Genomic DNA, 19,417 nt, shown 5'->3' with positions numbered 1-19,417 from the left:
TGTCCGCTCTCGAGCTGACACGAGAAACGATCAGGGAGTCGAAGAAATCGGGATGGAAACGATGTGTTTAGGGAGAGAAGGGGATCTGGTATGAGTGAGTATTCGATAGTGACAAAAACAAAAACATTAATCACGAAAGACACGTTAAAAGAAGAGTTTCGGCAATTAGGGCTGCAAGAAGGAATAACCGTTATCGTTCATTCTTCCTTGAGCGCGATCGGCTGGGTGTGCGGCGGGGCGGTAGCGGTGATTCAAGCATTGCAAGAAACCGTGACGGAAAGAGGAACGATCGTCATGCCGACACAAACGACCTATAATTCAGAGCCTTCTTATTGGAGACATCCGCCAGTGCCGGAAGAATGGTGGGAGGGAATCCGTTCCTCCATGCCTGCGTATGATCCGCTTGTCACGCCAACTATGGGAATGGGCGTGATTGCCGAGACGTTTCGCACGATGCCTCGTGTGATTCGCAGCGCACATCCGATGTACTCTTTTGCCGCTTGGGGCAGACAGAAAGAAAAAATAATTCACGGCCATTCGTTAGATTACGGTCTTGGCGAACAATCCCCGCTCGCACGAATTTACGATGCAGACGGCTATGTGCTGTTAATCGGCGTCGATTATGATGCGAACACTTCGATGCATTTAGCGGAATACCGACTGCCAAGCAAGAAAACATTTTTGCAAGGAGCTGCCATAATGGAAAATGGCCGGCGGGTGTGGAAGACATTTATCGATGTCGAAACCGATGAAGAGCGTTTTGTGCAAATTGGCAAGGACTTTGAAAAGACACATCATGTAAAAAAAGGCTATGTTGGCAATGCCGAATGCCGTCTTATGAAACAACGGGAGTTGGTCGATTTTACGTTAGACTGGTTAAAAAGGAATGAGGCAAGATGAACACAAACGTATATTTGGTGAGGCACGCCCACTCGATCTTTACGTCCGATGAACGGCGCCGGCCGTTATCGGAGCGGGGAAAACAAGATGCTAAGCGCGTCGCGCAAATCTTGAACAAAGAAAAAATCGATGTCGTCATTTCCAGTCCGTATGCGCGGGCGATTGAAACGGTGGAAGAGGTTGCGATGTATCATCAGCTTCCTGTTATTCTTGTAGACGGATTTAAGGAACGGAAGCTTGCGGCCCAGCCAGTGGCCGATTTTGAAGCGGCGATGGATCAGCTTTGGCATAACGAAGAATTTGCTTTTCAGGGAGGAGAGTCGAATAAAGAAGCGCAGCGGCGGGGAGTAAAGGCGCTTCAAGATGTGCTCGATACATATAGCGGAAAAAACATTGTCATTGGCACACATGGCAATATCATGGTATTAATCATGAATTATTACGACTCTTCTTATCATTATGCCTTTTGGCAGCAGCTGTCGATGCCCGATATTTACCGTCTCACGTTTGATCAGGCGCAGCGTCTCATGGAAGTAAAACGGTTATGGGAGGGGTAGGGATGATAATACGTCCGAAAAGGCTGCAGCGGGGAGATACGATTGGCATCGTTTCTCCTTCATCTGGCATAGCGGCATTGTGCCCAAGACGATTACAAAGGGGCATCGATGAGCTAGAGCGTTTAGGATTTAAGGTCGTCGTTGGAAAGAACGCCTGCAAGCGGAATGAGTATATGGCAGGAACGATCGAGGAGCGCATTGAAGATTTGCATGAAATGTTTTCTAATCCTGAAATTAAAGCCATCATTACGACGATCGGCGGAACGTGTTCGCACCAACTGCTCGAGGAATTGGATTATGAGCTAATCAAAAACAACCCGAAAATATTGATGGGCTACAGCGACATTACGGCCCTTCATGCCGCGATTCATCAGCGGACAGGACTGGTGACGTTTTTGGGCCTCGCCGTGCTGCCGCAGTTTGGCGAATATGGCGGATTGCTTGCCTATACGAAAACATATTTTGAGGCAGTTTTAATAGAGGCAAAAGCTGTTGAAATCCATAGCTCCGACTGCTGGGTGTTTGAACATTTGAAATGGGACATAGAAGACAATCGTCCGCGGAGCTCTCTTCCAAACAGCGGGATGAAGGTGTTAAAATCGGGATGTGCTGCCGGGCGCATTATTGCGGGAAATATGGGAACGTTGCTTTTGCTTGCGGGGACGCCGTATTTTCCGAATATGGACGGAGCGATTTTATGTATTGAGGATGACGAGGAAGAAACGCCGGCGTCCATTGACCGCTATTTGACACAGCTGCGCCAGATCGGTGTTTTTCGGCAAATTTGTGGTCTTGTTATCGGAAGATTTCACCCGTCTGTAGGGTTTCAGCACCAGTCGCAACTATTGCAGGACATGTTGTTGCGCTCGACGCGCGGATACGATTTTCCGATTGTGTATGATGCCGATTTTGGACATACCGACCCGATGGCGATTTTGCCAAACGGCATCCACGCCGAATTGAAAGCAACCGATGAAGGGAGCGTAGTATTCCGCTTGCTTGAGCCAGCGGTGGAACAATAAAAAACAACAGGAACGGGGGAACAAGAATGCTAACGTTATATTTAACTAGACACGGAGAAACCAAATGGAACATCGAAAAGCGGATGCAAGGATGGCAAGACTCGCCGCTCACGGAAAAAGGCCGGCAAGACGCGATGCGGCTTGGAAAAAGATTAGAAGAGATTGACTTGACCGCGATTTATGCCAGCACAAGCGGACGCGCGCTCGAAACCGCCCAGCTGATTCGCGGCGAGCGGTTGATTCCGATTTATACAGAGGAACAGCTGCGGGAGATTCACCTCGGCGACTGGGAAGGAAAGACCCATGAGGAAATCAAAGAAATGGATCCTATTGCGTTTGACCACTTTTGGAATCATCCGCATTTATACGCACCGCGGCGCGGCGAGCGGTTTATCGATGCCCAAAATCGGGCGTTTGCCGCCATTGAACGAATTATCGAACGTCACTCCGAAGGAAGCATTTTAATTGTGACACATGCGGTGGTGTTAAAGACGGTCATCGCTCGTTTCAAAAACACGCCGTTAAAAGAGCTTTGGGCTCCTCCGTATATGTATGGCACCAGTGTGACGACCGTGCGGGTGAACGATGGGAAGTTTGAGCTGCTTTCAGAAGGCGATGTGTCGCATTTGGAAGAAGTAAGGGAAGTATAATGGACCATATCCCGCTCCTTTTCGAAAACAAAGGAGCGGGATATGGTTTAATAGCGCTATACAAAAGACATTTGTCCGCAAGCTAATTCGATCGATAATAGTCATCTGCCTAGCTGCCTCCCGTTACACGTAATCCTGTCCTAGACCATTTTCATCAATAATATTTTTTCTTCACTTAGATTCCTGTTAGAAATAATTTGTAAATGTTTTGTCTGTGGTTGTTGCCTTCCTCCACAGCAAATTGGCATGTTTGTCTTAAATATGTAATTGTTTCCTTTTATAAATTTTACTATGATTATGGTGTCCTTGATTTAAATAAATTATAAAGGAGGTAACTATGAGCGTTACAGGATGCCATGATCTAACAATTGCTCTTTTTATTGTTATTACGGTTGTTTTCTCTTGTCTATTTTTATTTCTTGCGTTTTTTTGTTCATCATCGTTCGAAATATCAAATGATTTTTCAACAACAAGGCCTGATTTTTAAGTTTGTTAAAAAAGGGGATATATTTATCCATACATTTTGCGGCGGTAAATTGCTTCGTCGCTTGGGGATATCTCCAAGCGATGTTATTGGGAAAACGTTGCATGATTTTTTGCCTAAATCTGTTGCCGATAAAAAAATAGAACATTATCAAGAGGCTTGGAAGGGAAAAACGTTGTATTATGAGGCGGAGATAGACGGCATTAGTTATTTGACTAGTCTTTGTCCTATAAAAAAACATGGTAAAGTGGTCGAAGTTATTGGTTTTGCCATTGATATTACAGAACGAAAAACGATGGAAAAAGCGATAATTTGCGCAAAAGAGAAAGCTGAAAAGGCCAATCAGGCACAGTCAGAGCTTATTTCGAGGATGAGCCATGAACTTAGGACTCCATTAAATGGCATTTTAGGTTTTGCGCAGCTGTTAGAAATGGATGATTCATTAAATAGTCAACAGCGAGAATTTGTACAAGAAATATTAAGTGGCGCTCGCCATTTATTAAATTTAGTGAATGAAATGTCAGATGTTTCGAGAATCGAAACAGGGAAGTTAAAATTAAATTATGATATGATTAGACCCGGCTCTATTATTGACGAAACGATTAAGTTAATTCAACCGTTGGCGGACAAGAGAAAGATAAAAATCGTTAATCAAGTGCAGCTTGACGAATACTATGTGTATATTGATTCGACAAGATTTAGACAAATTTTATTAAATTTGTTAGATAACGCTGTGAAGTATAATCGCGACAATGGCATAGTGACAATTACGGGGAGAACGGAAGGGGGAATGATATATATACATATAAGAGATAGCGGGATTGGTATTCCTAAAGATGAGTACGAAAAAATTTTTGAACCGTTTTATCGAATAAAAGGAACCGGAGTTGACGGTACCGGTATTGGACTGGCTTTTGTAAAGCAGCTTATTCAATTAATGGGAGGAACCATTGGCGTGAAAAGTCAATTAGGAGAAGGAAGTGATTTTTGGTTTAGCCTTCCCGCCATAAAAGGAGATTATTCTAGCGATCGGTTAGTTTCAGGGAATATACGACAAAGCCGTTAGAAGTAAAACTATTTTTTAGAAAGTATTAACACAAGAATGAAAAAAAGAGAATCGATCCTTCGTTTAGCAGGGATCATTCTTTTTTTATTAACTTTGTAGAAAGATGTCGTTAAAAGTCGAAAAATCGATCTGATATGTCCCATTTTGTTCCTGATAAGAGAATATTATCGTCTCATATGCATGTAGATCATTAGACAAATGAAGAAGAAAAAATTTACATTAATTTCATCAATAAAATTCACTAATAAAACAGCGAATTGAGGGAAAACCATGAATTTTTACATAAAGAAATGGGAAACAGAGGGAAAAACATTTGAACATGTTTATCAACCGCTTTGGAATTTGGAAAATTGGAGCATATTTGGGTACGAGGCATTAATTCGTGTAGTGAATAGAAATATACAAAATGTAGAGCATTTGTTTCAAAAGGCTCGGGAAGACGGATATTTATATGAATTCGATACAGCCTCCATCAAAAATGCGGTATCCCATTTTCCTTTTTCAAAGCTGAATAAAAAATTACTATTTTTAAATATTTATCCTTCGACGATTCTTCATGATCGTTTTAAATGTTTTTTGGATGATTTGTTTAATCAATTTCCTGCGGTAAGCGGGCGAATTGTATTTGAGTTAAACGAGGCGAAGGAAGAGGAAGAAATTTGGGAGATTGCTGAATTAAAAGAGAAAATACAAATGATAAAAAATTACGGATTTCACATTGCGATTGATGATGTTGGAAGAGGAGTTTCGACGCTGCAAAAAATCATTGAGTTCCAGCCGAGCTACATTAAATTAGACCGGTATTTTGCGAAAGATTTGGCGGCCAATAAAGAAAAACAGCAAATAGTTGCTTTGCTGGCAAGTTATTGCCGCAAAAAAATGGTCCTTGTACTAGAAGGGATTGAAAAAGAAGTTGATTTAGCGCAGGCAAAATTATTAAGAGTACCGGCGGCGCAAGGCTATCTTTTAGGAAAGCCTCAGACATTTTTGTAAAAAGATTGTTTGTGATGGAAAACAGGCTGATACTTCATTGGCTGGCTATGTGCGAAATTTAGTCAAAGCCCGCTTTTTATCAAATACGCAAACAGGATGGGACAAATTCAAGTGTTAGCTGACGGATTTTATAAGTGGATGGTAACAAATGAAAAATTAGATCAAAAAGGATTAATCAGATGATTGTCCATTCCGATTTCTCTGTTATCTGCTTAAAGAGGTAGATGAAAATGGGACAAACAATTATTTCCAAAGGACATAATATAGAGGAAGCAATCAATGTGGGGCTCATGGTATTGAAAAGCACCCGCGAGGAAGTGTTGATTGAAATTATCCAAAAGGAAAAAAAAGGAATTTTTCGGATTAGATCCAAACCTGCGATTGTAAAACTGACAAAAATCGCAAAACCAAAAGAGCAACTTAATGACCTTAATCATCTTCGTAATATCGAAGACGTGATGAACGCTCCTGATTTCGATTCACATTCTGCTACTCAGACGGAAGAAAAACGTCAGGAAGTTCCGGAACAGCTTTTGCAAGATGAATTAGAGGGAAAAGTGTGGGTAAAGGATGGAAAAATTTTTTGTAAACCATCTCCTTTGCGTTATCCAACGGTTACGGCTGGATACGGAATTAAGCTTTTTAAAAACAATAAATTAGTCACAGGGACAACGATCGTGACGGAAACGGACCAATTCGAAATTAAAACAGATGAAAGAATAATAGAAACGAAATGGAGCATAACGGTTGACGAAAACAAATTACATGTCATTTTGCACGTAGAACCGGGAATGAAGAAAAGTTTTATCATCAAAGACATTGCCCCTGATTATCATATTGGACTGAGTGCGGAGGAACAAGTTGAGATTCGAAGTGATTTGCAATATGAACAAATATTGCAAAAGCTGAAAGAATTAAATGTTGTTCGAGGCTTTGATTTTGCCGAAATGGCAAATGCGGTAAATACGAAAAAAGCCGGCCGCTTTGTGATTGCTAGAGGTGTTAAACCGCAAGAAGGAAAAAATGGATGGGTAGAATTAAAGGTAAATTTGGCTAGCCGACAAGCGGGGCCTAAGCTTCGCGAAGATGGCACGGTGGATTTTCGTGAGTTGAAAAACATTCCTGCTGTCCGTAAAGGCGAAGTGATTGCCGTTGTTCATCCCCCAATTCCCGGGAAGCCTGGCGTAACTGTCACGAACGAGCCAATCCCGCCGCGGCCGACGTATCCAGTGATTGTTCAATTAGGCAAGGGAGTTACGGCAGTAGAGGACGGAACGAAAATTGTCACTATCAAAAGCGGGCGTCCCCATTTGGAACAAAATGGGATGCTAGTGAAAGTATCTATTATGGAAAAGTTCATTCATCAAGGGGATGTAAATATCGCTTCAGGTAATATTCATTTTAAAGGGGATGTTGATATATTAGGCAATGTTGAAGATGGAATGATCGTGGAAGCAGAAGGAAATATTACAGTGTTTCAAAATGTCAACCGCGCCAATATTACGTCCAAACAGGCAATCTTTGTGCGGCAAAATGTAATTGGGAGCATCATTTCCTCTGGACAAAGCAATATATTCGTTTTAGAGTTAATCCGTTTGCTGGCTGTCATCGAAGAACAGATGGAAAAGTTCGTTCTCTCCATTAAACAATTAACGGCTTTTTCTGCGTTTAAAGCGCAAAATAGCTTGTTTCCTTTCATTAAGCTGCTGTTAAGCGATAAATTTCGTTTGTTAGCTGCAACAACAAAACAATATATGGAGGTTAGCGAAAGGGGAAAAGATGTATTAGATCGCAACTGGATGGATCTCGCCAAGCGATTCCGGCTTTGTTTCTTTTCCCATGTTCCAAATGAATGGCATTCTTTAGAACAGCTTACCATATTGCTGGCCGATATAAGAGAGGCAATGAATAGGCATCGAATGGCGGAGCGCCAAAATGGCTATGTAGAGTTGATGTACGCGTTAAATAGCACAATATATTGCAGCGGCAATGTGGCGGTGCTCGGACAAGGATGTTATAATTGCAAAATTCACGCTGGCGGTTCTTTGCAAATAAACGGGGTCATGCGCGGAGGAGAAGTTTATGCCGAGCGAGGGGCGATCATTAAAGAATCAGGCTCAGAATTAGGAGTTCCGACGCGTATTGTTGTTCCATCTGATCAAACGATTAAAATCGAACTTGCTAGGGAAGGAACAGTGATTCAAATTGGCAAAGTAAAATACACTTTCCAAAAAGAGCGGAGCTACGTTGAAGCTGCTTTAAATGAGAAGCAACAAATTGTTTTTTTATAAAGTAAATGAAAAGGTTTTAGAAATAAGTTTCTTTTGTTAATGCTACTGGATTTAATTAATTGAGTAGATAGATAGAAACAGACGATCAGTTTTGACACACGACCTGCGGTTAGGTAAAGTAGGATGATGTTTTGTGCGTGAGGGGGGAAATGATAGAAAGGGGACACAATAATGGATTTCTTAAAAATTATTATTGCGGATGACAATGTGACATCGAGAGCCCTTTTACGCCACTTCATTCATTTTTTGCCGCAATATAAAATTGTCGGGGAAGCGAAAAACGGGGAAGAGTTGGTACGGCTTGTACTAGAGGAAAAACCCGAAATTGCATTAGTAGATATAGACATGCCTGACTTAAATGGGATGGAAGCGGTAAAAATATGCAAACAGCTTGTTCCTACCTTGCAGATTATTTTTATTACTGGCTATGATGAATTTGCCGTCGAGGCTTTCGAGATTTCTGCGACGGATTATATTGTCAAACCGATTGAGCGAACTCGTCTTTTCCATGCCCTGGAGAAAGCCCGCAAACTAATCGAATTATCCAGACAGAACTATTTATTAAAAAACAAAGACAAAAGACTTGGCATCAAATCACAAAGTTCCATTCTGTTCCTTCCTTTAAAGGATATTTTATTTATTGAAAAGGAAAGCAGAAAAACCGTCATTCATACTTCAAATGAACGGTATGAAACAACAGAAACACTAAGTGAAATCGAGAGTAAATTAGACGATTATTTTTTCAAAACCCACCGTTCGTACATAGTCAATTTGGAAAAAATAGTAAAAATTGAACCAGCAGGGGAAACATATTTAGCCCACTTTTTGGACAGCCATAAGATTGCTTATATTTCTAAATTAAAAATAAATGAGGTGCAAAAAAAAATCTTTAATATTCATGATATTTAATATCCCCCGTCCCTTGTTCCAAAAAGGGCGGGGGAATATGATTAAACGAGTCCAAACCATCGTGCAATATGCGCCGTCAAAAACGTGACGGTAATCGCTATAGCGGTTGGCAGAGCAAATGCGACAAACGTCCATTTTTTACTTTTTGTCTCTTTATAAATATTAACAAGCGTGGTGCCGCACGGATAATGAAGCAAGGAAAACAGCATCATATTGAACGCGGTCAGCCATGTCCAGCCGTGGTCGACAAAAATTTGTTTGAGCGAGTGAAGGCCATCGACTTCCGTCAAGGAACCGGTCGATAAATAGCCCATTAATAAAATCGGCAAGACGATTTCATTCGCAGGCAGTCCTAAAATAAACGCCATTAAAATATAGCCATCGAGTCCAAGCGCTTTGGCAAAAGGATCGAGCCAGTTTGCCAAATAAGCGAGAATCGTCGTATCACCGATATGAATATTTCCGAGCACCCATGTGATGATCCCGGCCGGAGCGGCAACCACAACGGCTCGTTTTAGCACATACATGGATTTATCTAATGTGGCGCGAACAATGGTATCCCATATTTTCGGACGACGGTATGGCGGCAGTTCTAATGTATAATGGGTCGGGATGCCGCGCAATGCTGTTTTTGATAGCACCCATGAAACCGTCAGCGTGACGACGATGCCAAACAGCACCATCGCGACGACAACACTAGCGGTGACGAATGTTTTCCATCCGCCTGTGTAGCTTGCCGCCATAAATAGAGAAGATAGCAAGATCAATGTCGGCCAGCGTCCGTTGCAAGGGACGAAATTGTTCGTTAAAATCGCCAGCATTCGCTCGCGCGGCGATTCGATGATGCGCGTCGACATAATGGCAGCGGCGTTGCAGCCGAATCCCATTGCCATCGTGAGCGACTGTTTTCCATGTGCGCCTGCCTTTTTAAACAAGCGGTCCATATTGAAAGCGACACGCGGCAGATAGCCGTAATTTTCAAGCAACGCGAAAATTGGAAAGAAGATCGCCATCGGCGGCAGCATGACGCTCACCACCCAGGCTGTGCCTCGATATAAGCCTAACACAAGCAGTCCGTGTAGCCAGTCAGGCGCATGGATCGCTTGAAAGAACAGCGTCAGATAGCCTTCCACCCCGCCGAAAAAGTTCGCTAACATGCTCGACGGGATATTCGCGCCGGCAACGGTGATATAGATGACGACGGCCAGCATCGCAAGCATAATCGGAAACCCAAGCCATTTGGAAGTAAAAATGCGGTCGAGCTTTTCCGTTTCGTCTTGTTTTATTTGCTTTGTATATGTTACGGCTTCTTGGCAAATGGTTTGGGATGTCCGGAAAATTGCCGATACGATTTGTTCACGGGCATCATTAGGCGCAAGCGCTTGTGCCTGGTGAACGAGCTGATCAAAGCGATGTTGCGGAATGGTGGTCTGCATGGGAAACCACCTCCTTTTGTAACAGAGTGGAGCGCTGCTGTAAAGCGCGAAGCAATGACGTGTCCCCATCGAGCAGCCGCAGCGCTACCCAGCGGGCCGGATACGCATCGCCGAACATTTCTTTAATGGATGGAGTCAGTTCATGAATGCGCCGCTCAATGTCCGGGTCGTAACGAACGACAATGGGATTCGTTTTGATTTTGCCGTGTACCATTTGATCAAGCGTTTCTAGCAATGCGTCAATTCCTTCTTTATTGCGCGCCGAAATCGGAATGACCGGCACTCCTAACGAAGCTGATAGTTTTTCGGGGTCGATGCGAATCCCTTTCTTTTTCGCTTCGTCCATTAAGTTGACGCAAACAATGACGCGATCCGTCATTTCGAGCACTTGCAACGCAAGATTGAGATTGCGCTCAAGCGCGGTGGCGTCAAGTACAACGATTGTCGCATCCGGCTTTTCAAAAATGATGAAATCCCGCGCCACTTCTTCATCTGCCGAGTTGGAATATAGCGAATACGTTCCAGGCAAATCAACCAGCTTATAACGGCAGTTTTTATAGGTGAAAAATCCTTCCGCATGAACGACTGTCTTTCCCGGCCAATTTCCCGTATGTTGGCGCAGCCCGGTCAAGACATTAAACAACGTGCTTTTTCCCGTATTCGGGTTTCCGGCAAGAGCGACTGTGCAGTTATTTAGTGCCATATCGGATTCTCTCCCCGTAGATATGGTCACTCTCTTCTTTTCTTAGAGCAACGGTCGTTTGAAATACCCGATAGGCCGTTGGATCGCCGAGCGGGCTTTTTTGCAGCACCGTGACTTCACAGCCGGGTACAAACCCTAAATCTAGCAATCTTCGCTTCATGATGGCATCATTTATAGCCAGTTTTGCAATGCGGAAACGTTCTCCCGGCTCAGAGTCGGATAAGCGGGAAATTTTTGCTCCTGCCATAATAGTTTCCCTCCTGTTAATAAGTTTGCCTGGTGTTATTTTTTTTACCTAGACCAACTTTTTATTTTATCTTATTCCTGTCTTGAATTTTTGTCAATCATTTTGTTTCGCCGTTTTACGACGAAATTTCCCTATGTAGATAAGTTTTTATCATTTATGAATTGTATTCTCAATAATAAGAAAAGGTGGTATTATATAAATAGTCTAACAATTCTGTATTATAAACACCAAAAGTCTAAGGAAAGGTGGTGGCGTCTGCGTTTTGAAACGCAGATCATTATGAAAGCGATTGCGGAAGGGACAGTGCTTTGGAAACCGACAAAAGAGCAAATAGAGAAATCCAACATTCAACGTTATATGAACTGGCTTAAAGAAAAAAAAGGACTTTCTTTTGAAACGTACCGGCAATTATGGACATGGTCGGTAGAGCAGCTAGAAGACTTTTGGGAAACGGTGTGGGAATATTGCGGTGTCAAATCAGCGACTCCATATCAATGTGTGCTGGAAGAACGCAAAATGCCTGGCGCAAAATGGTTCTCGGGGGCAACGTTAAATTATACGGAGCATGTATTCCGCCATGTGCGCGATGACCGTCCAGCGCTTATTTTCCGCTCGGAGCGCGTTCCGTATCGGGAAGTATCTTGGCAGGAACTAAAGGAAAAAACAGCAGCTGTGGCAACCGCCCTTAAAAAAATTGGCGTCAAGCCGGGAGACCGCGTTGTTGGGTATATGCCGAACATTCCGGAAACGGTGATCGCCTTTTTGGCGTGCGCCAGCATAGGCGCGATTTGGTCGAGCTGCTCACCGGACTTTGGTGCGGGCAGCGTTATTGACCGCTTCCAGCAAATAGAGCCGACCGTGCTGTTTGCGATCGACGGCTGCCAATATAACGGCAAAGAATTTGATAAGATGCCGATTGTTCATGAATTGCGTGAGAAACTGCCATCGCTGAAAAAGACGATTTTGCTTCCGTATTGGCGCGAACAGGTGCAAGCGCCGGATGATTCCGTGTTATTATGGGAGGATATTATTCAGGAAAAAGGCGAGCTTTCCTACGAATATGTGCCGTTTGACCATCCACTCTGGATTTTATATTCCTCGGGGACAACCGGGCTGCCAAAACCAATTGTCCAAGGGCATGGCGGTATTTTGTTGGAGCATTTAAAGGTGTTCGCGATTGCGGAAAATATGACAGAGGAGAGCACGTTTTTCTGGTTTACGACAACGGGGTGGATGATGTGGAATTTTCTCATCGGCGGTTTGCTTGTTGGGGCAACAGTGGTGCTTTATGACGGCAGCCCGACCTATCCGGATGGTAACGTATTATGGGATCTGGCCGAAAAAGCGAAGATTACCCATTTTGGCACGAGCGCAGCGTTTATCAACGTATGCATGAAACTAGGGCTGAAACCGAAAGAATCGTACGACTTGTCTCATTTGCAGGCGGTTCTTTCTACTGGGTCTCCGCTCACTGTCGAAGGCTTTTCCTGGGTATACGAAAATGTCAAGGAAGACATTAATTTGGCCTCCTGCAGCGGGGGGACGGATGTATGCACGGCCTTTGTCGTCGGCTCGCCGATTTTGCCGGTTCGCGCCGGCGTCATTTCCTGCCGCGCGTTAGGGGCGAATGTGCAGGCATTTGATGAAAATGGCGAGCCATTAATTAATGAAGTCGGGGAGCTCGTAATTACCGAACCGATGCCGTCGATGCCGTTATTTTTCTGGAACGACAGCAATCATGAACGCTATATTAGCAGCTATTTTGATACGTATCCAGGGATTTGGAAGCATGGCGACTGGATTAAAATCGATGAGGAAGGCGGCTGCGTCATTTACGGACGTTCTGATTCTACGATTAACCGCGCCGGTGTCCGCATGGGCACAAGCGAGATTTACCGCGCCGTGGAAGCGGTCGACGAAGTGCTCGAAAGCATGATCATCGATTTGGAAATGATGGGCAGAACCTCATTTATGCCGCTCTTTGTCGTATTGAAGCCGGGCGCGATGCTCGATGAGGTGTTAAAAGAGAAAATCAAGCAATCCATCCGACAAAACGTGTCGCCGCGCTTTGTCCCGGATGAAATTTACGAAGTGAAGCAAATTCCAAAAACGTTAAACGGAAAGAAAATGGAAATCCCAATCCGCAAGCTGCTGCTGGGATTCCCGCTCGAAAAAGCGGTTAATCCAGGGTCGATGGCGAATCCGGAGGCGCTTAACTTCTTCATTGAGCTGGCAAAGACGATCGAAACGAAGACGCATACGAGTTGATGGATCGGATCTCCTCCTTCATGGGGAGGATAAACAAGAGGTTGTTATTAAGTGCTGCCGCTTAATAACAACCTCAATGCATGTTGACGATGAGATTTGATTACAAATAAAGGAGAACCGGGGCATGGAGCTAAGCAAGCGGCAAAAGCTAATGAAAAAAATTGAAAGTCATTTGCGGACGACGGCGAGAAAATTAGTGAAGTTTGATACGGAAGGAGAAGCGTTGCAATACTTGGTCAATTCGTTTCGGGCGGAGCTCGAATGTGATTTAATTGTCATTGTATTAAAAGAAGGAAATGATGTAGTCCCTACATTGTATCAGGGTGACTTTCTATACGGAACGACATATCCCCCTATTGAGATCACCAGCTGCTCGCCCCGATTGTTTGAAGGAAGCGTAACGTTTCAAGAGATGGAAGGCGATGATACGTGTCCATTAATCGGTTTATTGAGAAAGAACGGCATCAAGACATGGTTTAGCGTCGTAATTAAAGACGAGGAAAACGAATATGGTATTTGCATGATCGGATTTCAACGCCATGTATCTTTGCTTGCTGAGGCAAAGCAGCTTTTCGACCATTTTGGCGAAGATGTCGCCCTTGCGATTACGGTGGCCAAGAAAAAAGAAATACAGCGGAGGAAAATGGTCGGCATCGAGTGGATTGCACAACATTTTTCTTTGGATATGCCGATTGAGCAGTTTGTTGAAAAAATTGTCGAACGGGCAGGGAAAGGGACAAATGCAGCCGGTGCCTGTATGTATTTATACAGAGAAGAAGACAATAGTTTTGTTTTTCATCCCCCTTCGTACGGAAGAGTGAACAGCCCGGATCAAATTATGATGAAAAATAACTACCGGGTAAGCGATTATTTTCCTTTCTTAGAGAAACCGGGCGGAGATCAATTAACCGTTCCGCTAGTCGTCAATTTCAAAACGATCGGGGTATTGCATGTCGAGAGGAAAAAAGGAGGAAGGTTCACCAAAGAGGATCTAGAGATCCTCGACATGCTTGCGAACTATGTTGCCGTGATGCTGGAAAATGTCCGGCTATACCAGCAGGAACGGGACCATACCCATCGCCTGCGCTTTCTGCTTCAATATCAACAAACGTTAATGAAAGAAACGATTCGGCACGAGGATTTTCACGGCATCACAAAAACATTGAGTAAAATGTTTGCCAAAGACGTTATTTTATTTGACCGGTTTATGCGGCCGATCGCGTATGAATTGGGGCGCTTGAACGAGCAACAGTTTCGGGAAATTGCGAAACAAGCGTCAAGGCAAGTGCCGTGGAAAAGCAGTATGGGTGGATATTTTCAACTTGATTGCCTCCTGGATGTTTCGGTTGCTGTTTGGCCAATTAACAGCGGGGGAGATGTGGTCGGCTATTTAGCCATTGAAGCATATCCGCAAGAAATAGATGATTTTTTTCGCTTGAGTGTCGAATTAGCCCTCAATATTTTCTCTATCCAGTTTATTAAACAGAAGCTCGTTTTTGATACAAAGGAACAGCTTAAAGATAGCTTTTTGCATAAATTGTTGACAGCAGAGATTCAGGATGAAGAGAGCATTATCCAGTATGCCAATGTATTTCAATGGAATATTTTTGACGAGCATCGAATCGCTGTATTGCATCTGCAATTTCCCGCCCTCGAGCAACAACATACCGATTTGTTAAAGCTGAACGCAGAGAGAGCGGCATTATGGGACCAATTAAAAGTGCGAATTGCCATTGAGGATCCAGCCGTTTTATACGGCTCCATAGAAGATAAATATATTTTGATTGTTCCGGCAAGCAAAGAAAAGAATCAGCCAGCGAAATATTGGAACGAGTGGCATCGGCGGATCAATGGATGGATTGAGGCGGAAGGAGCGTCTTGCCGCGCGTTTTTTGGCATCGGGGGAATTACAAAATCGATCAGCGATTATTATTTTTGCTACCGGCAGGCGGTACAAGCATTGCAAGTCATTTTCCATGATTTTCAAGGGACGAGTTTGGCATTTTTTGATGAGCTAGGGGCGTACACGGTATTGCACCATTTAAAAGAAATTTCGGCAGCGAAACTGTTTGTGGAGAAATATCTTGGCCCGGTGATTCAATATTCATCGGAAAGACACGTTGATTTGCTGCAAACGATCCGCGTCTTCCTCCATTGCAACGGCAATTTGACAGAGGCTGCAGAAAAGCTGTATATCCACCGAAGCACACTTCAATATCGGATGGAAAAAATAGAAGAAATGCTTGGCTTTCCTTTAAACGAGTCGGAGCAACGGTTTAACCTAATGATGGCGTTAAAATTATACGATTTATATGGTCTTGACTCCGCAAAAATGATGAAAAGATAAGCTTGTTTTCCTGCATTATGCAGGTATTTTTTTTATATTCACCTTTTTTATAATAATTAGCAAATAAAAAGAAAATTCAAAAAAGGAGGACTTGAACAATGATTTCGACAATTGGAGTCGTTGGAGCTGGCACAATGGGAAGTGGCATTGCCAATTTAGCCGCTTTATCAGGATTTAACGTCATTTTAGTAGATCTTGAAGAACGCGTACTGCAAAAAGCGTTATCGCGAATGGAATCGTTTATGGATAAGAGTATCGCGAAAGGAAAAATAACCCCCGAGCAGAAGCACGAAGCGATGGAAAAGGTGAGAGGATCTACGGATTTGCTTGAAATGAAACATGCCGATGTCGTCATTGAAGCGGTCATTGAAAACATGGACGTGAAAAAAGAAGTGTTTTCAAAGTTGGATCAAATTGCTCCTGAACACGCCATTCTAGCAACGAATACTTCATCGATGTCCATCACCGAAATAGCTTCCGCAACAAATCGTCCTAACCAAGTTGTCGGTATGCATTTTTTCAATCCCCCGCAGCTGATGAAACTCGTTGAAGTCGTTCGAGGATATAAAACTAGCGATGAAACGGTCGAACAAGCGAAAGAACTCGCGCGAAAACTGAAAAAAGAGCCGGTCGAGGTCAAGAAAGATTCTCCGGGTTTTATTGTGAACCGCATTATGATTCCGCAATTTATCGAAGCGATTCGCCTAGTTGAAGAAGGAGTTGCCTCGATGGAAGATATTGATAAAGCAGTGACACTCGGTTTGAACTATCCGATGGGGCCATTTACGCTGCAAGATTTTGCCGGAGTCGATATCGGCCTTCACGTCATGGATTATTTTTATCAAGAATTTAAGGACGACCGGTTTGCCGCCCCCTTGCTGCTGAGACAGCTTGTTCGGGCAGGAAGGCTAGGCAGAAAAACGGGAGCCGGCTTTTATGACTATGACGATGCCCAATAAACATTGCCATCAGAAGTAGGCATGACCATCATCGTTGATCATTCGTGTTGAACAAACATTAGCCAACTGTTGGAGGGAGTTATCATGAACTACGAATTTTTACAATATGAAGTGGAGAATCAAGTAGCGGTCGTATACATTAACCGCCCCCCGTTAAACCCATTGAATACAAAAGTGTTTCATGAGTTATACGCTCTGATCGATGAGTTGGAAGCAAATCGCCATGTTAGAGCCATTGTGATTACTGGGAAAGGAGAAAAGGCGTTTGTAGCCGGGGCCGATATTCATGAAATGCTGGACTTGGATTTAGCGGGAATGATGGAAATGAACAAAATTTCACGGGCCGCTTTTTCAAAAATCGAAAACGCTTCCAAACCGGTCATCGCCGCCATTAACGGGATTGCGCTTGGCGGGGGCTGCGAATTGGCGCTCGTGTGCGATTTGCGCATTTGTTCAGATAAAGCCAAGTTTGCTTTTCCGGAAGTCAACCTCGGCATTATCCCAGGCGGCGGGGGGACGCAGCGCCTGCAGCGCATCGTCGGCCAAGGGGTGGCCAAAGAACTGTTATATTTCGGAGAGATGATCGATGCACAACGGGCGCTCGACATTCATTTAGTGAATAAAGTTGTCCCATCCGATCAGCTATTGCCGGCCGCAAAAGAATGGGCCGAGAAATTAGCGCAAAAACCAGCAATTGCGATGCGAATGCTCAAAGAAGCGGTCAACACAGGAGCCAATGTTGACTTGCAGTCGGGGCTTATGGTGGAAAACGCCTGCTTCGGAAACGCCTTTGCGACAGAAGACCGGAAAGAAGGAATGCGTGCCTTTGCAGAAAAGAGAAAGCCGGTGTTTAGCGGAAAATAAATAAACATCAGGGTATGCAGTTGGTATCAGGGATGGTTAGGAAAGTCCGCTGCCCTATCAACTTGGACATAGGTTCGCTACCTTTGGGGGCGGATTTGTCCTTAACAACTAGCACCCCAAAGGTGGCGGATGACGAGGACAAAAAATGAATATATGAGGAGGGAGTTAGTATGAAACAAATTCATCTGATCGATGTGATCGACAATAGCCGAATCCGTTCTTTCCATATTTGGCTCATTGTTTGGCTGTTCCTTGTTATCACGTTCGATGGGTATGATGTTGTCATTTATGGCGCTTCTGTTCCTTTGCTTATTCAAGAATGGGGAATTTCAGACGTTACCGCAGGCGCCATTGGTAGTTATACGGTAATCGGAACTGCCATTGGCGCGGTATTGTTTGGAATGTTAGCTGATAAAATGGGGCGTAAGAAAATTATTTTATTAACGACATTCTTATTTGGTTTTTTCACATTGCTTTCCGGTTTTGCCCCAAACCCGATTTTATTCACCATCTCTCGTATAATCGCTGGGATTGGCCTCGGCGGCGTTATGCCCAATGTCATTGCGTTAGCGACAGAAATTTTTCCAAAGCGAATTCGTACAGCGATCGTCGCCGCTATTTTTTGTGGTTATTCTGTCGGAGCCATTGCTGCAGCATTGACGAGCCGGGCTCTTTTGCCGATGGTTGGATGGGAAGCCATCTACTGGATCGGGGGTGTTCCACTGCTGTTTCTCCCGTTTCTAATGAAAGGTGTTCCAGAATCAATTGGGTTTCTTTTGGAAAAGGGAAGGGAAGAAGAAGCACGAAAAGTTCTTTTATTGATCGATCCTAATATCGGCAATGATGGTGCAGTTGAACTAGTGAAGCCCGAAAGCAAAGTTCAAGACTCTTTGCCTATTGTTAAATTATTCGAAGAGAAAAGAGCTTTTAGCACAGTCATGTTTTGGATTTCTTGTTTCAGTGCATTTGTGCTGATCTACTCGATGAATACATGGCTTCCTCGCCTGATGATGAAAGCGGGTTATGATTTGAGCTCCAGTCTTGCGTTTACTGCCGTGATGCAAATGGGAGCGATCATCGGTACGGTTGTTTTCGGTCCGTTAGTCAATAAATGGGGATTTAAGAAAGTACTTGTTCCTTTATTCTTCTGTGGAGCGATCGCCTTGTCGCTCATCGGCTTTACGAACAGTATGTTAGTCGCTTTTGCTCTAATTGCGATTATTGGTGCTGCCTCGGTCGGCGTTCAAAATATTGCGAATGCGTTTGTTTCCCAATACTATCCGGAAATAATGCGCTCCACTGCTTTAGGAAGTACGATGGCGTTTGGACGAATTGGCGGAATCGTTGCTCCGACATTTGTAGGGATTTTATTATCCTTTAATTTATTACCCCAGTATAATTTTGCGGCGATTGCGAGCGCAGCCGTACTAGGCGGGCTGGCGATGTTATTAGTACAAGAAAAATATGCTGTTTATCATAAAGAACAAGTTGGATCAACTAGTGAGAGAATTACTGTTTCATAAATATTTGTAGCTTTTCGTCACTGTAGGATATCCAGTTCAATTGTAAAGGGGGGAGCAACCAAAAAATTTGAACACTTATTCACAGCTCATATTGAAATAGGGAGCCCAATAGATTTTCTTAATAAAATGATGTTTATTAAGGAGTCAGAAAATCGATAAAAGTAGAAGTTACATTCTTTAACTTGTTTCGAGATGGAG

16 protein-coding genes are annotated in these 19,417 nt (G+C 43.6%); 13 read left to right on the top strand and 3 right to left on the bottom strand.

Features of this window, described 5'->3' with window-relative positions; translation table 11 throughout:
• Positions 1-90 precede the first annotated feature (90 nt).
• From AC1WMD_RS08020 to AC1WMD_RS07985, 8 genes are all read left to right on the top strand, one after another.
• Entirely contained in the window at positions 91-900 is an 810-nt protein-coding gene (locus AC1WMD_RS08020) for an AAC(3) family N-acetyltransferase (protein WP_494256607.1), read from the top strand.
• Positions 897-1,457 carry a histidine phosphatase family protein gene (locus tag AC1WMD_RS08015; protein WP_494256605.1) on the top strand — a complete coding sequence of 187 codons (561 nt, stop codon included), beginning with the start codon at positions 897-899 and terminating at the stop codon, positions 1,455-1,457. The genes AC1WMD_RS08020 and AC1WMD_RS08015 overlap by 4 nt, the downstream gene beginning before the upstream one ends.
• Before the next feature lie 2 nt (positions 1,458-1,459).
• The gene (locus AC1WMD_RS08010) at positions 1,460-2,479 is read left to right on the top strand and encodes a S66 family peptidase (RefSeq protein ID WP_494256603.1); all 1,020 of its coding nucleotides are present in this window, start codon (positions 1,460-1,462) and stop codon (positions 2,477-2,479) included.
• 26 nt (positions 2,480-2,505) lie between these two features.
• The gene (locus tag AC1WMD_RS08005; RefSeq protein ID WP_043905065.1) at positions 2,506-3,129 is read left to right on the top strand and encodes a histidine phosphatase family protein; all 624 of its coding nucleotides are present in this window, start codon (positions 2,506-2,508) and stop codon (positions 3,127-3,129) included.
• A 368-nt stretch (positions 3,130-3,497) separates the two neighbouring features.
• Positions 3,498-4,679, top strand: a complete 1,182-nt coding sequence (locus tag AC1WMD_RS08000; RefSeq protein WP_088124169.1) for a PAS domain-containing sensor histidine kinase — start codon at positions 3,498-3,500, stop codon at positions 4,677-4,679.
• Positions 4,680-4,949: 270 nt separating this feature from the next.
• Complete coding sequence (locus tag AC1WMD_RS07995) at positions 4,950-5,672, top strand: EAL domain-containing protein (protein ID WP_494256600.1); 723 nt, start codon at positions 4,950-4,952, stop codon at positions 5,670-5,672.
• 230 nt (positions 5,673-5,902) lie between these two features.
• Positions 5,903-7,963 carry a flagellar assembly protein A gene (locus AC1WMD_RS07990; protein ID WP_494256599.1) on the top strand — a complete coding sequence of 687 codons (2,061 nt, stop codon included), beginning with the start codon at positions 5,903-5,905 and terminating at the stop codon, positions 7,961-7,963.
• Between the two features lie 171 nt (positions 7,964-8,134).
• Positions 8,135-8,872, top strand: a complete 738-nt coding sequence (locus AC1WMD_RS07985; protein ID WP_494256598.1) for a LytR/AlgR family response regulator transcription factor — start codon at positions 8,135-8,137, stop codon at positions 8,870-8,872.
• A gap of 41 nt (positions 8,873-8,913) precedes the next feature.
• Here AC1WMD_RS07985 and AC1WMD_RS07980 read toward each other — a convergent pair whose 3' ends face one another.
• Genes AC1WMD_RS07980 through AC1WMD_RS07970 form a run of 3 tightly spaced genes read right to left on the bottom strand, consistent with a single transcriptional unit; the run spans position 8,914 to position 11,258 of the window.
• Positions 8,914-10,308, bottom strand: coding sequence for a nucleoside recognition domain-containing protein (locus AC1WMD_RS07980; RefSeq protein ID WP_494256597.1), 1,395 nt, complete (start codon positions 10,306-10,308; stop codon positions 8,914-8,916).
• Positions 10,277-11,011 (bottom strand): FeoB small GTPase domain-containing protein, encoded by a 735-nt coding sequence (locus tag AC1WMD_RS07975; protein WP_494256595.1) that lies wholly within the window; start codon positions 11,009-11,011, stop codon positions 10,277-10,279. Before AC1WMD_RS07975 ends, AC1WMD_RS07980 begins: the two co-directional genes overlap by 32 nt.
• Entirely contained in the window at positions 10,998-11,258 is a 261-nt protein-coding gene (locus tag AC1WMD_RS07970) for a FeoA family protein (protein ID WP_494256594.1), read from the bottom strand. Before AC1WMD_RS07970 ends, AC1WMD_RS07975 begins: the two co-directional genes overlap by 14 nt.
• A 279-nt stretch (positions 11,259-11,537) precedes the next feature.
• Between AC1WMD_RS07970 and AC1WMD_RS07965 the strand changes: the two genes are divergently transcribed.
• The 5 genes from AC1WMD_RS07965 (at position 11,538) to AC1WMD_RS07945 (ending at position 19,219) form a co-directional block, all read left to right on the top strand.
• A complete protein-coding gene (locus AC1WMD_RS07965; RefSeq protein WP_494256592.1) occupies positions 11,538-13,526 on the top strand; it encodes an acetoacetate--CoA ligase in 1,989 nt (662 codons plus the stop codon).
• A 124-nt stretch (positions 13,527-13,650) separates the two neighbouring features.
• Entirely contained in the window at positions 13,651-15,873 is a 2,223-nt protein-coding gene (locus AC1WMD_RS07960) for a helix-turn-helix domain-containing protein (RefSeq protein ID WP_494256591.1), read from the top strand.
• 98 nt (positions 15,874-15,971) lie between these two features.
• Positions 15,972-16,832, top strand: a complete 861-nt coding sequence (locus tag AC1WMD_RS07955) for a 3-hydroxyacyl-CoA dehydrogenase family protein (RefSeq protein ID WP_494256589.1) — start codon at positions 15,972-15,974, stop codon at positions 16,830-16,832.
• A gap of 84 nt (positions 16,833-16,916) precedes the next feature.
• A complete protein-coding gene (locus AC1WMD_RS07950; RefSeq protein ID WP_494256588.1) occupies positions 16,917-17,696 on the top strand; it encodes an enoyl-CoA hydratase/isomerase family protein in 780 nt (259 codons plus the stop codon).
• A gap of 170 nt (positions 17,697-17,866) precedes the next feature.
• Positions 17,867-19,219, top strand: coding sequence for an MFS transporter (locus tag AC1WMD_RS07945; protein WP_494256587.1), 1,353 nt, complete (start codon positions 17,867-17,869; stop codon positions 19,217-19,219).
• Positions 19,220-19,417: the final 198 nt, after the last annotated feature.

Source organism: Parageobacillus sp. NEAU-HV-2 (assembly GCF_059115485.1).
The sequence above is the reverse complement of the archived record's forward strand: the minus strand, read 5'-3'. Positions and strand labels throughout refer to the sequence as shown.